Annotated in this window: 12 protein-coding genes; 5 read left to right on the top strand and 7 right to left on the bottom strand. The window is 64.1% G+C overall.

What is annotated here, in order from left to right; translation table 11 throughout:
- Window positions 1-310: 310 nt before the first annotated feature.
- The 5 genes from RHIBR816_RS0120035 (at window position 311) to RHIBR816_RS0120055 (ending at window position 5,774) form a co-directional block, all read left to right on the top strand.
- Window positions 311-1,357 (top strand): UDP-glucuronic acid decarboxylase family protein, encoded by a 1,047-nt coding sequence (locus tag RHIBR816_RS0120035; RefSeq protein WP_026187226.1) that lies wholly within the window; start codon window positions 311-313, stop codon window positions 1,355-1,357.
- The gene (galE, locus tag RHIBR816_RS0120040) at window positions 1,357-2,343 is read left to right on the top strand and encodes a UDP-glucose 4-epimerase GalE (RefSeq protein ID WP_018238378.1); all 987 of its coding nucleotides are present in this window, start codon (window positions 1,357-1,359) and stop codon (window positions 2,341-2,343) included. Before RHIBR816_RS0120035 ends, galE begins: the two co-directional genes overlap by 1 nt.
- A complete protein-coding gene (locus RHIBR816_RS0120045) occupies window positions 2,340-4,199 on the top strand; it encodes a glycosyltransferase family 2 protein (protein WP_018238379.1) in 1,860 nt (619 codons plus the stop codon). The genes galE and RHIBR816_RS0120045 overlap by 4 nt, the downstream gene beginning before the upstream one ends.
- 104 nt (window positions 4,200-4,303) lie before the next feature.
- Complete coding sequence (locus RHIBR816_RS0120050) at window positions 4,304-5,245, top strand: glycoside hydrolase family 26 protein (protein ID WP_018238380.1); 942 nt, start codon at window positions 4,304-4,306, stop codon at window positions 5,243-5,245.
- Between the two features lie 31 nt (window positions 5,246-5,276).
- Window positions 5,277-5,774 carry a DUF995 domain-containing protein gene (locus tag RHIBR816_RS0120055; RefSeq protein WP_018238381.1) on the top strand — a complete coding sequence of 166 codons (498 nt, stop codon included), beginning with the start codon at window positions 5,277-5,279 and terminating at the stop codon, window positions 5,772-5,774.
- Window positions 5,775-5,949: 175 nt separating this feature from the next.
- Here the strand turns inward: RHIBR816_RS0120055 and RHIBR816_RS0120060 are convergent, their stop codons facing one another.
- The 7 genes from RHIBR816_RS0120060 to RHIBR816_RS0120090 form a co-directional block, all read right to left on the bottom strand.
- Window positions 5,950-6,258 carry a hypothetical protein gene (locus RHIBR816_RS0120060; RefSeq protein WP_018238382.1) on the bottom strand — a complete coding sequence of 103 codons (309 nt, stop codon included), beginning with the start codon at window positions 6,256-6,258 and terminating at the stop codon, window positions 5,950-5,952.
- Window positions 6,259-6,466: 208 nt separating this feature from the next.
- Entirely contained in the window at window positions 6,467-6,898 is a 432-nt protein-coding gene (gene arsC / locus RHIBR816_RS0120065; RefSeq protein ID WP_018238383.1) for an arsenate reductase (glutaredoxin), read from the bottom strand.
- 265 nt (window positions 6,899-7,163) lie between these two features.
- Window positions 7,164-7,952 (bottom strand): intradiol ring-cleavage dioxygenase, encoded by a 789-nt coding sequence (locus RHIBR816_RS0120070; RefSeq protein WP_018238384.1) that lies wholly within the window; start codon window positions 7,950-7,952, stop codon window positions 7,164-7,166.
- A 115-nt stretch (window positions 7,953-8,067) separates the two neighbouring features.
- Entirely contained in the window at window positions 8,068-9,372 is a 1,305-nt protein-coding gene (locus RHIBR816_RS0120075; RefSeq protein ID WP_026187228.1) for a Gfo/Idh/MocA family protein, read from the bottom strand.
- Window positions 9,373-9,533: 161 nt separating this feature from the next.
- Window positions 9,534-10,358, bottom strand: a complete 825-nt coding sequence (locus RHIBR816_RS0120080) for a sugar phosphate isomerase/epimerase (protein ID WP_018238386.1) — start codon at window positions 10,356-10,358, stop codon at window positions 9,534-9,536.
- An 18-nt stretch (window positions 10,359-10,376) separates the two neighbouring features.
- Entirely contained in the window at window positions 10,377-11,798 is a 1,422-nt protein-coding gene (locus tag RHIBR816_RS0120085; protein ID WP_018238387.1) for an enolase C-terminal domain-like protein, read from the bottom strand.
- 7 nt (window positions 11,799-11,805) lie between these two features.
- Entirely contained in the window at window positions 11,806-12,969 is a 1,164-nt protein-coding gene (locus tag RHIBR816_RS0120090; protein ID WP_018238388.1) for a dihydrodipicolinate synthase family protein, read from the bottom strand.
- Between the last annotated feature and the right edge of the window lies 1 nt (window position 12,970).

The following is a 12,970-nucleotide window of genomic DNA, read 5'->3' on the forward strand; positions in this document are numbered from 1 at the left end:
CGATTACACGTTCTGAGCGTGGCTACTGACACAGCCGCATCGGTGTATGGCGTCGTGCAGAGTCCACCCAGCACTTAGCAGAGCCTAGTTCTACTCCATTTTTAGTAGAAATGCACGGCGCGATAATTATCGGGATCGCACGATAATGACATCCCGGCCGGACGATTGTAATTATATATCCATAGTCAACGCCAAGTATTTCGTAACGGCATTGACCATATCTCGAGTGTATATAATTTTATTAACCTAATTATAATGCCGCCTGAGATACTATTTATTTTGATGATTTCAAGTTTATTTGGGGACATTGATGCCAAACTTGAGAAAAGTACTCAGCGGAGATTTAGACAAGTTATTTGATGAAGATAAGGCATTGCAGAGACCGGAAGTTCAGAAACGGATTCTGGTAACTGGCGGCGCAGGTTTCCTGGGGTCACATCTTTGCGAGGTGCTTCTCGAGGCAGGACACCAGGTCATCTGCGCCGATAATTTCTCGACCGGGTTGCACCAGAATGTCGAGCATCTGGCGCGCTTCGACGGCTTCAGCCTCATCGCCCACGACGTCGTGGAGCCGATCGATCTCGACGTCGACGAAATCTACAACCTTGCCTGCCCGGCATCACCGCCGCACTACCAGGCCGATCCCGTCCATACGACGAAGACCTGCGTGCTCGGCGCCCTCAACATGCTCGAGCTCGCGGCACGCCACGGTGCCCGCATCTTCCAGGCCTCGACGTCGGAGATCTACGGCGATCCGCAGGTCCACCCGCAGGTGGAGACCTACAGGGGCAACGTCAATCCGTTCGGCCCGCGTGCCTGCTACGACGAAGGCAAGCGCTGCGCGGAAACCCTGTTCTTCGATTTCAACAGGGCCCGCCATGTCGAGATCAAGGTGGTGCGCATCTTCAACACCTATGGTCCGCGGATGCGCCCGGACGACGGCCGGGTCGTCTCGAACTTCATCGTCCAGGCGCTCAAGGGCGAAGACATCACGATCTATGGCGACGGTTCGCAGACCCGCTCCTTCTGTTTCGTCGATGATCTGATCGACGGCTTCATCCGCGTGATGGCCTCGCCGGCATCGGTAACCGGACCGATCAATCTCGGCAATCCCGCGGAATTCACGATCGGCGAACTCGCCGAACAGGTAATCGAGCTCACCGGCTCGCGATCGCAGATCGTTCACAGACCCCTGCCGGTCGACGACCCGCGTCAGCGCCGCCCCGATATCTCACTTGCCGAACGGGAGCTCGGTTGGCGCCCCAGCGTCGATCTTTCGGCTGGCCTTGCGCAGACGATCGGCCATTTCGACGCGCTGCTAACTCGGCCCGACAGCGAACTTATGGAGGTCGCCTGATGGACACGCCACGCATCCTGGTCACCGGCGGCGCCGGCTATATCGGCAGCCATACCGCGAAGCTACTGCGCTTACAGGGTTTCGAGCCCATCACCTATGACAATCTGACGACCGGCAACCGCTCGTCGGTGCGCTGGGGGCCGTTCATCGAGGGAGACATCCTTGATTCGACCCACCTGATCGAGATCATCGAGCGCCATGCGCCGGAGGCCGTGATCCACTTTGCCGCATCGGCCTATGTCGGCGAATCCGTCGCCGACCCGGCGAAATATTACCACAACAATGTCTGCGGGACCTTGTCGCTGCTCGACGCCTGCCGGCGCACGGGGCTTGGAAGAGTGATCTTCTCGTCGAGCTGCGCCACCTATGGCGTGCCAGCCATCCTGCCGATCGACGAGGCGACGCCGCAGCAACCGATCAATCCCTATGGCCGAACGAAGCTGATCGCCGAACATATGCTCGCCGACTACGCCGGCGCCTTCGGGCTCTCCTACGTGGCGCTGCGCTATTTCAACGCCTGCGGAGCCGACCCGGAAGGCGACCTCGGCGAATGGCACGAGCCGGAGACGCATCTCATTCCGCGCGCGCTCATGGCGGCGGCCGGCCAGATCGGCAAGCTCGAGGTCTTCGGCGACGATTACGACACCGCCGACGGGACCTGCGTGCGCGACTACATTCACGTCGCAGACCTCGCGCAGGCGCATGTGCTCGCCTATCGGCATCTTGCCGGCGGTGGCCGGAACCTTGCGCTCAACCTCGGGTCCGGCCGCGGCTTTTCGGTCCGGGAGGTCCTGAGTGCGATCGGCGAGGTCACCGGCCGGGATGTCCCGGTGGCGATCCGCCCCCGTCGCGCCGGCGACCCACCGGCCCTCTATGCCGACGCGAAACTTGCCCGCGAGGTGCTGGGGTTCTCGCCCCGATACTCCGACCTCAAGACCATCGTGCGCACGGCTGCCCCCTTCTTCGGACTGGAGGCGCGCCCGTGACCTCATGCCCGACCAGGAACGGCAAAAGCCTCGCCAGCGCCGCCGATGAACCGCTGCTCGTGCCGGTGCTGACCGGTTACCGCCGGATCGAATATCTTGTCGGGGCCACCGCCTGGCTCGCCGCGCTCGTCTATTTCTGGGCCTGGTGGCTGGAGCCCCGCCACCACGCGGATCTGTTCGGCAGCCTCACGGTGACGGCGGTCCTCGCCTGGATCACCCTGCTGCCCGGCTATTTCATCGCCGTGTTCTATCGCGCCCGCAAGCCGAATGGTCCGTTGCGGCTTCCGACCGAAAGCCGCATCGCGATGGTCGTCACCAAGGCGCCATCCGAGCCCTTTGCGGTCGTGGCCGAGACGCTCACGGCGATGCTCGCCCAGGAGGTGCCGCACGACACCTGGCTCGCCGACGAGGACCCCTCCCCGGAAACCCTCGGCTGGTGCGAGAGACATGGTGTCTTCGTTTCGAGCCGCAAGGGCCGCGCCGACTATCATCGCACCACCTGGCCGCGCCGCACCCGTTGCAAGGAAGGCAATCTCGCTTTCTTCTATGATCACTACGGCTACGACCGCTATGATTTCGTCGCCCAGCTCGACGCCGACCACGTCCCGGAACCCGGCTATCTCTTCCAGATGCTGCGCCCCTTCGCCGACCCGAAGGTGGGCTACGTCTCGGCGCCGAGCCTATGCGACAGGAACGCCGCGGAGAGCTGGTCGGCCCGCGGGCGGCTCCATGCGGAGGCGAGCATGCACGGCGCGCTGCAGGCCGGCTACAATGGCGGCCTAGCGCCGCTCTGCATCGGCTCGCACTACGCCGTCCGCACGACCGCCCTCAGGCAGATCGGCGGCCTCGGCCCCGAGCTTGCGGAAGACCATTCGACGACGCTGATGATGAATGCGGCTGGCTGGCGCGGCGTGCATGCGCTCGAGGCGATCGCCCATGGCGACGGGCCGCGCACATTCGCCGACCTGGTCACCCAGGAATTCCAGTGGTCGCGCAGCCTCGTCATGCTGCTGCTTGAGTACACCCCGCGCCTCGTCGGCCGGCTGCCGCTCCGTCTCCGCTTCCAGTTCCTGTTCTCGCAGCTCTGGTACCCGCTATTTGCGTTCTTCATGGCGCTGATGTTCGCGATGCCGATCCTGGCGCTCGCCCGTGGCGAAAGCCTCGTCGCGGTTACCTATCCCGATTTCCTGGCGCATTTCGCACCGCTTTCGATCGTCCTGTTGCTGATGGCCTATCGCTGGCGGGCGACCGGAACGTTCCGGCCCTGCGACGCGAGGATCCTCAGCTGGGAGTGCATGCTGTTCCTCTTTGCCCGCTGGCCCTGGGCGCTGGCCGGGACGCTTGCCGCCATCCGCGACTGGCTCACCGGATCCTTCGTGGACTTCCGCGTCACGCCCAAGGGCACGTCGGACGTGGACCCGCTGCCCTTGCGCGTCCTCGCCCCCTATGCCGGCCTCGCACTTGCGGCCGTCCTTCCCGCCCTGTGCATCAACGATGTCGGCGAGGCCAAGGGCTTCTACCTCTTCGCGATCGTCAACGCCGCGATCTATTGCCTGCTCTCGATCGTCATCGTGGCGCGCCACGGACGGGAAAACAGGATTGTCGCGGCACCGCGCTTCTATCGCCCGGCGATGGCGGCCGGCCTTCTGACGCTCATCGCTCTGCCTGGGATCGCAACCGCCGAACACGGCAGGGACAGCCTCGAGGCGCTCTCCTTTGGGTCGGACCATTTGCGCCTCTTCGAGGAACGCTACTCGGTGGCGGGCGCCGGTGGCATGACATCGCGCAAGACCGTTTTCCGGCCGCGCTGGGTCATTCTTCCGATTAACGAGCAGCAGGCGGAGGCAAGGCGATGAAGAGACGCGTTCCGCAATCGAACCCCGCTCGAAATCGGGGCAAGCCGAACCAAATCGCAAAGGCGTGGCCCGGCGATCCACACGGTCGCACCTGGAGAGACAGGATGAACAGGACATCGAAAACAGTTGCCGCCGCGGTTGCCAGCCTCATGATCTCAGGCGCCGTCCTGGCGGCGAGCATGCCGGGCAGCCTCGGAGGAGGTTCGGTCCCGCCAGTACAGAAGCGGCCGATCCTGACCGAGGACTCGATCGACTTCGGAGCCTATGATCCGCATGGCGACTTCGCGACACCGTCGGCCTCCAGGATCGAGCACCTTTTCCTGCCCTGGGAAGACGTCGATCTCACCACGCTGAACATCGCTGACGAATATGCCCATGCCCGCGGACGCTCGCTGATGATCACGATCGAGCCATGGTCCTGGTCGCCCGAATGGCGCCTGTCGTCGCAAGGGCTGCTTAAAAGCATCCTCGGCGGCGAGCGCGACCAGAACATGGCCGCGGTCTGCTCGACCGCAGCGACGCTCAAAAGCCCGGTCCTGATCCGCTGGGGCCAGGAAATGGACGAGACGGACAACCAGTTCTCCTGGGCGCACTGGCAGGGCAAGGATTTCGCCGCCGCCTTTCGCCGGATGGTGAAGGTCTGCCGCAAGCATCTGAAAACCGCGAAGTTCATGTGGTCGCCGAAAGGCAACGAAGGGCTGGAGGCCTTCTATCCCGGTGACGACGTCGTCGATGTCATCGGCCTGTCGGTCTTCGGCTATCAGCGATACGATCGGGACAAGGCCGGCCGCGACCAGACCTTTGTCGAGCGGCTGACACCGGGCTACGAGCGCGTCAAGACCTACGGCAAGCCGATCATGGTCGCCGAACTCGGCTATGAGGGCGATGCCGCCTATGTGCGCAGCTGGGCCGAAAGCGTGGCGAAACGGCACGCCGAGTTCCCGGCACTCACTGCCGTCGTCTACTTCAACGATCGCGAAATCTATGACTGGCCCGACGGCTACGGCCGGCCCGACTGGCGCGTCGTGCAGAAACCGACCCATTGATTGAAAATTTATTTTAGAAGGAAAGCATAAAATGTCGCCATTCCGCCTCTTGCTTGTCACGGTCGCCCTCGCCGGCGGCATCGCGGCCGTTGCATCGACCGCAGCCGCACGTCCGGGCACCGCGAAGGCCGCCCCGCTGAGCGCCGGCGAAATCCACGCGCTCTACGGTCAGAAGTCCTGGATCTGGAAGGAAGGCGCCGGCTATTTTTCCGTTCGGGAGCGCCGCTTCACCGCCTGGTCGAAGGAAAACGGCAAGCCCTCCTATGGCGTCGGCCGGTGGTTCATCGCTGAGCCGGGAAAGCTCTGCTTCAGGGCCGACTGGCACGCCAAGGACGGCTCGGCCCCGGCGACCACCTGCTTCAGCCATGTGAAGCGCGGCAAGGTCATCTACCAGAAGCGCGAGCCGGATGGCGAGTGGTATGTGTTCAAGCATCGGCGGGCGCGGGCGGACGACGAATTCGCCAAGCTGCGGCGCGGCAATTATGTGAGCGATCGGCTCGTCAGGATCCAGAGCAAGATCGGCGAGTGATGCTCGTCATACGGCGCCGCGCGTCGTTCAGACGCACACGGATCGCTGTAACGCCTTTGAAATACTGCATGTAAATCGGCCAAGATAGACATGCAGTTAGGAGTTGCGCATTCCCCAGGCCGATGCACAATCCGGCTCCGCAGATGAGCCCCGGCTCTGGCGCGCAACTCCGCCCCTATCGCAGGAAGCAACTGGACGTTCGTCCAAACCCGCTCGGCGTGCAGATATAGGGGGCGCGGCCGAGATAGCTGGTCCGAACCAGCTTGACCGCCCGCTGGGTGACGGCGATCTGCTTGTTCCTGGCGGGCTTCTTGCCCGGCACCGCATAGCCGACCTGTTTGGTCGGCGACGCGGTCTTGACGCTCCGGTCGGCGGTGGCCGAGCAGCCCGCGAGCGTCGCGGCCAGGAGCACGGCAAGCGCGCAACGCGCCACCTTCCCGCGGCTGCCGAATGATCCTGGCGAAATCTTCCCTTGCGCTTTCACGGCCCGAACTCCCCTTTCGACCTGATGGGGAGCAAGCTATCCGCGAGGCTTTAAGTCGCCGTACAGAAAATACTTACAACTCGAGCGATCCGGCGGAAAACCGGCGGCCACGGCCGCAAGAGGCGCGTCGGCCAACGATTGTCATGCGCTTTTTCGCGAGATCACGATGATTTTGGGGCGAATCGACCCGAAATTTCCTCATCCCGTTCTAGACGCGGCGGCCGCTCGCATCGACGACGACTTCGCCGTCCTCTTTCGTGAACGCGCCCTTCTGCCCCTCGGGCAGGATATCCAGAACCGTTTCCGACGGGCGGCACAACCTCACGCCGAGCGGCGAGGCAACGATCGGTCGGTTGATCAGGATCGGATGCGCAAGCATCGCGTCGAGCAACTGATCGTCGGTCAGGCTCGGGTCCGAAAGGCCGAGCTCGGCGAATGGCGTCCCCTTCTCCCGCAGCAGTTCGCGCGGCGAAATGGCCATGCGCGCGATCAGTTCCTCGAGTTCGGCGCGGCTCGGCGGCGACTTTACATACTCGATGACCTGCGGCTCGATGCCGGCGTTGCGGATCATCGCCAGCGTGTTGCGAGACGTGCCGCAGGCCGGATTGTGATAGATGACGATATCGACGGGGTTGTTCATGCGTCCGGTCCTTCTCTGATGCATGTCGCCCAAAAGTGTGGAGCGGTTTTGGGACAAGGACATGCATAAAGCAAGGATCTAGCGCATCGGCCCGAAAATCGGACCCGATTTTCGGAAAGCTCGATGCGTAGATTCAAGTCTTACAGCGACCTTTGTGCGTCCTAAAGGACGCACGGCGCTGTAAAGCCTTTCCATTGCCCGATCTCGCCGCGCTTGCCATGGCCATTCGCTCGCAAAGGGGCGGGACCTTTCGTCGCCGGGGCGCCTACGCCGCAACCCCGACCGTGTAGCTCGCCTGCAGCGCGCCAATGTCGAGCTTTTCGAAATCGAAGATGAAATGCGCCGCATCGCTCGCGGAAAACACCGTATCGCCGCCGTTCATGGTGGCGCGCATGGGCCGAGCGGAATAGTCCGGGTGCCCCTGGTAGACGAGATCGCTCAACGCATCGTCGAAGAGAAGCTGGCCGACCAGCAGTTCGCGCTCGCCGAGAAGAATGCGCAAATGGATATGGACGGCCCGGCCCGGGTACCAGCCGGGATAGACGGTGAGGAAGCTGACGACGCCATTGGCATCGCTGATCTGCCGGCCGCGCAGGAAGCTGCTGCCCCTGGCCGCGGCATCGTCCGCATTGCACATCGCCGCCGCCTCGCCGGAATAGACGCCACGCGCGTCCGCATGCCAGATCTCGACATCCGCCCCCTCGATCGGCTTGCAGGTCTCGGCCTCGACAATGCGCAGCCCGATGCGGGTCGGCAGCCCCGCCACGCCGTCGGTCACGTCGCTGCGGATCGGCACGTCGCTCGTGTGGCAGGGACCGAGCGTCTGGGCGAGCGTGGCGATGCATTGCGGCTCGGCGCGAAAGATCGGCTCCGGCAGGTCGGTAGGAATCCCCGCCGTGCCGCCCGAGCGGAAGTCGGATGCCTTCCAGGCGAAACTGCGGCGTGATATGGGCGCGCCGCCGCTGCTGTTGCCGGTGCGGGTCACGAAGAGGGCACCCGCCCCAGCCAGCAGCGCGCCGCCGCCCAGAATAATGGTTCGTCGTCTCATCGGCATCGGAGCGCTCCGTTCAACGGATCATGGTGCGAGCCGATTGATAGCGTACTCCGATCTCAGACCGAAGTTACGCTTTTGTAATGCCTAAACGAAGCGGCAAGGCGCGGGCCGTACATTATCGGCGACCGCCGGAGGCGGAGGAGTGCGCCGCAAGCCGCGGCATTGACGGTTCCTCGAAAAGATCCGGCATCAGGTCCGCAAGCCGCACCACCTTGCCGCTCTGCGCGCTTTTGAGCGCGGCGATACCGCAGAGAACCGACAGGGCGCCTGCCCGTGCACCGGCCCGCTGTCCGAGCGGGTCGGTGATGCCGGGCTTGAAGATCATGTTGCGCATCCGATCGTCGCCGCCGTAATGCCCGCCGGAAGAATGCGGAACCTTGATGCGCTCGACTGCCGGCTGCCCCTTCGGAAAGTTGCGAACGAGCAAAATGACGTCCTCCGGCGGCGTCTCCCAGGGCTGGTCCTCGTATTGGCGAAGCTCGATCCGGCCCTTCGTTCCGTTGAAGGCGATGTGGTGGCCCTCGATCGGCTGGAAGGTGTTCAGCGAATAGGAAACATGGACATCGTTGCGGTAGCGAATGTTGGCGACCATCGTGTCCGGAATGTCGATATCCTCGCGGAAGACGCAGCCGTCGCGAAAATAGCCGTCGATCTCCGACGGCTGCTCGTAAAGCGCGTCGAGGAAGGGATCGGCGCCGATATCCAGATAGAAGTCGCAGCTTCCCTTGTGCGGACAGAGCTTGCAGCGTGGGCCGCGGAACGGTCCCTTGCGGCCGTACATCTGCAGCTCGGCAAAGGCGCTGACCGTGTCCGGCTCGCTGTCGAGATACCAGTTCAGAAGATCGAAATGATGCGTCGCCTTGTGGACGAAGAGGCTGCCGGAGCGGTCCGTATAGGCGTGCCAGCGGCGGAAGTAGTCGGCCCCGTGGCGGGTGTCGAGATACCAGTGGAAGTCGACCGAGGTGACGCGGCCGATCTCTCCGGCGTTGATGAGTTCCTTGATGCGCGCCGCCGTCGGCGCGAAGCGGTAGTTGAAGGACACGTCCACCCGCCGCCCGGTGCGTTTCTCCGCATCGAGAATGCGGCGGATCTTCTCGACCGTCGTCGCCATTGGCTTCTCGGTGATGACGTCGGCGCCGGATTCGAGCGCCTTGACGACGATATCGTCATGGGTGTCGTCTGGGGTGCAGACGATCACCAGGTCGGGCCGCGTCTCGGTCAGCATCGTATCGACGTCGCCATAGATCGGCGCATTGCTGGCGATCATCGTGCGGGCGCGCTCGGCACGCAACGCGTTGGTATCGGTTATGGCGACGAGATCGACGAAGCCGCGCCAACCGGCGAGAAGGTCCTTGCCCCACATGGTGGTGCCGCGGTTGCCGGTGCCGACCAGCGCAAAGCGACGTTTGTCATCCATCATCTCTCACGCAATCCTGTCTGGAGTGGCGCCGCGCGATCGGCGGCAAGAAGCACAACATGTAAATTTAGAATACATGTTAGCGACCGATTCATGCGAAAGTCAACCGGATACGGTGGGAAACGGACCCCGACTTGTAACAATTATTTCCGCGTCGGCCTCTCTCAGCAGCAGCTTCGAAACCGCTTGACGCAGGTGGCGATCACCTCCTCGGCCGGCCGTTTCCACCAGTTCTCGGCCGAGAAGATCTCGACCTCCTGGGCTCCGAAAAAGCCCGCCGCCTCGATCATGCCGCGGATGCCCTTGAGGTCGATAACGCCGTCGCCCATCATGCCGCGATCGGTCAGCATGTCCTTCGTCGGCACCAGCCAGTCGCAGATGTGATGCGCGAGAATCGCCTTCATCCGGCCCGCCCGGGCGATCTGCTTGGCGAGATCTGGATCCCACCAGACATGGTAGACGTCGATCGCGACACCGACGCCCGCGCCCAGCGCATCGCAGATATCGAGCGCCTGACCGAGCGTGTTCACGCAGGCCCGGTCGGCCGCGTACATCGGATGGAGCGGCTCGATCGCCAGCGGCACGCCCGCGGCGCGCGCATGCGGCAGAACAGCAGCGATCCCCTCCTCGACCATCCGGCGCGCGGCATCAATGTTGCGCGATGCGCCGGGCAAGCCGCCGACGACGAGCACCAGGCAGTCGGCGCCAAGTGCGGCGGCCTCGTCGATCGCGCGCCTGTTGTCGTCGATGGCCTTCTCTCGGCCCGGCGCGTCCGCCGCCGGAAAGAAGCCGCCGCGGCACAAACCGGTGAGCGTCAGTCCGTTCGCCCGTACGATCCGCGCTGCCTCTTCGAGACCGATCGCCGCCACCTGGTCGCGCCAGGGCGCGATCGCCGTGATCCCGTGCTTCAGGCAGAGATCCACGGCTTCGGCGAAGCCGCACTGTTCGCGGATCGTCGCCAGATTGATGGAAAGACCCTCGACCTGCATGTGTTCTCCTCCCCCTTCTCACGAACCCACCGCCATCGCCGCCCAGTCCGGCTCGACCGCGGAGCCGAGCCCAGTCGCCCGCATGACGGATGCAAAGCTGATTTCGCCGTTCCGGATGGCGAGACGCGCACGTCCGGCGGCATTGTCGTAGAGATCGCTATGGGCAGCGAGATAGGCGGCCTGCTCCGGCATCGGCGCCCCGGCCATGCCGTCGACATAGTGGTGGCCGTTGCGCTCGACATGCCCGGCGCCAATGAGCGCCGCCAGCACGAGGTCCTGCTGGAGGCCAATGCCGGCCTGCGTCGTCAGGTCCTCGGCGGACATGAAATAGCGGGCATTTCCGGCCTCACCGTTCCATTTTTCGATGCGGGCGCGGTTGATCAGCGACCGGTAGAACCCCTTGCAGGATTTCGACGAGATGCCCGCATAGCCAAGCTCGCGTGCCGACAGGAAGGAATTGATCTCGCCGTCGGATTCGTCGATCTCGAGCGGCAGGCGCTCGGCGATCGCCGTCACCGATTTCGACAGCGCCTCGGCGCGCGCGATCGGCTGCTCGAAGAACAGCACGGAGGCCCGTAATCTTTGCAGGCGCGGCTCCTTCTCGATCCGGTCGAGAAGGTCGGCGACGACCGCACCGCTTTCGAACTGCTCGTTGCCGTCGAGCGTCACCCGATAGGTTTCGCCAATGCGATCGAGCACCGCGGCGATCGCGACGAGACGCCCGGCATCTTCGGCAGGACGCCCGGAAACCTTGATCTTGAAAGAGCGGTGGCCATAGGCGGCGATCACCTCGTCCAGCGCCTGCGGCAGCCCGTCTTCGAGACGCTGCCCGGGCTCCAGCTCGGACGCGACCAAGGCATCCGCAAGTCCGATCGTGTGGCGGATGGCAAGCTTAGGCTCAGCGGCCAGCTTTGAAAGGAAGCGGGTGAGATCGAAGCCGGCGAGATCGGGCGCAGTTGCATCGGTGATCCCGAGCAGATTGCCGGTGACCGCCTCCGCCGCGCTTGCGCTCTTCAAGCGGCAAACGGCATCGATGACGGCGCGGTCGACGAGCGCCAGTCCGTAGGAGGCGACAAGGCCGGGCAGGCCATGCCTTGCCGCCGCCCAATGATGATCCGCCTCGGCGGCGGCATGCAGGCCGAAGGGCGTGTTCGCCGCCAGGGCACCGAGCCCTTCGGTGGCGAGATGCAAAGAGGCGCGCAATTGACCGACGTTGTCATCCGGCGAAAGCGCCGGGTCCTTGTCGAACCATTTCGGCATCATCATTTCGGCCGACCAGCCGGTGGCCGAACGGCCGCGCTCATCCTCGATCCGCACCCGGACGAAGGCCTGCGGCGCGCGCTCGACGCGCGCCGCACCGAAGCGGAAGGGGAAACGGAAATCGACGGGCCGCTCGAAGAATTTCGCCTCGACGAGCCTGATGCGGGGAGCTTCGCTCATGGCCGCCTCAGTCGATGCCGTGAACGGCGAGCACTCGCTTCATGCGCGAGAGGGCGAGTTCCGGATCGGCGAGAGCGCCGGCCTTGTCCGCCAGCCGGAACAGTTCGGAGAGATGAGTCAGAGAGCGAGCGCTCTGCTGGCCGCCGATCATCGCGAAATGATCCTGCAACCCGTTGAGATAGGCGAGGAAGACGACGCCGGTCTTGTAGAAGCGCGTTGGCGCCTTGAAGATATGCCGCGACAGCGGCACGGTCGGCTCGAGCAGGTCGAAGAATTCGCCATTCCGCCCGTGGCCGAGCGCCTCCAGCGCCGCCGAGGCCACCGGCGCGATCGCGTCGAAAATCCCGAGCAGCGCGTCCGAATGCCCCTGTTCGTCGCCGGCGATCAGTTCGGCATAGTTGAAGTCGTCGCCGGTATACATGCGCACGCCGTTCGGCAATTGCCGGCGCATGACGATTTCCTTCTCCTTGGAAAGCAGCGAGATCTTGATGCCGTCGACCTTATCCGCATGCGCCTCGATGACCTTGAGGCAGGTCTTCATCGCCGCCATGTGGTCGGAATTGCCCCAATAGCCCTCGAGCGCCGGGTCGAACATCTCGCCGAGCCAATGGATGATCACCGGCTGCTTCACCTGGGAGAGAATCCGGTCATAGACGCGGACATAGTCGTCAGGGCTTCCGGCGGCCGCGGCAAGCGCCCGGCTCGCCATCAGGATGATCCGTCCGCCTTCGGCTTCGATCGTCTCGATCTGGCTCTCATAGGCCTCGAGGATGTCGTCGATCGTCACCTCCGGGCCTGGAGCAAGATGGTCGGTGCCGGCGCCGCAGGCGATCAGAACACCCGGGCGGCCGCGCGCTTCGGCAAGCGCCCGGCGGATGAGTTCACGGGCCTCCGGCCAGCCAAGCCCCATGCCGCGCTGCGCCGTGTCCATCGCTTCGGCAACCCCGAGGCCGAGGTCCCAGACGCGATGGCGGAAGGCGAGCGTCCGCTCCCAATCGATTGCCGGATTGAGCCACGGATCGTTGTCGGCGAGCGGATCGGCGACGACATGCGCCGCCGCGAAGGCGACGCGCGGGAAGGCCGCCGCGTCGCGCTTCCTGAATGGGACCGGGCGGCCCTTCAACGCATACGAAACGAGCCTGCCTTCGAGCGGAAGATCGATGCTTGCCATG

Origin of the sequence: Ensifer sp. BR816, assembly GCF_000378985.1 — a bacterium.
Lineage (GTDB): Bacteria > Pseudomonadota > Alphaproteobacteria > Rhizobiales > Rhizobiaceae > Sinorhizobium.

What these genes read in the sequence shown, in the direction of transcription:
- RHIBR816_RS0120035 (WP_026187226.1), top strand. Translation starts at nt 311, where the DNA reads ATGCCAAACTTGAGAAAAGTACTCAGCGGAGATTTAGACAAGTTATTT.
- galE (WP_018238378.1), top strand. Translation starts at nt 1,357, where the DNA reads ATGGACACGCCACGCATCCTGGTCACCGGCGGCGCCGGCTATATCGGC.
- RHIBR816_RS0120050 (WP_018238380.1), top strand. Translation starts at nt 4,304, where the DNA reads ATGAACAGGACATCGAAAACAGTTGCCGCCGCGGTTGCCAGCCTCATG.
- RHIBR816_RS0120055 (WP_018238381.1), top strand. Translation starts at nt 5,277, where the DNA reads ATGTCGCCATTCCGCCTCTTGCTTGTCACGGTCGCCCTCGCCGGCGGC.
- arsC (WP_018238383.1), bottom strand. Translation starts at nt 6,898, where the DNA reads ATGAACAACCCCGTCGATATCGTCATCTATCACAATCCGGCCTGCGGC.
- RHIBR816_RS0120070 (WP_018238384.1), bottom strand. Translation starts at nt 7,952, where the DNA reads ATGCCGATGAGACGACGAACCATTATTCTGGGCGGCGGCGCGCTGCTG.
- RHIBR816_RS0120075 (WP_026187228.1), bottom strand. Translation starts at nt 9,372, where the DNA reads ATGATGGATGACAAACGTCGCTTTGCGCTGGTCGGCACCGGCAACCGC.
- RHIBR816_RS0120080 (WP_018238386.1), bottom strand. Translation starts at nt 10,358, where the DNA reads ATGCAGGTCGAGGGTCTTTCCATCAATCTGGCGACGATCCGCGAACAG.
- RHIBR816_RS0120085 (WP_018238387.1), bottom strand. Translation starts at nt 11,798, where the DNA reads ATGAGCGAAGCTCCCCGCATCAGGCTCGTCGAGGCGAAATTCTTCGAG.
- RHIBR816_RS0120090 (WP_018238388.1), bottom strand. Translation starts at nt 12,969, where the DNA reads ATGGCAAGCATCGATCTTCCGCTCGAAGGCAGGCTCGTTTCGTATGCG.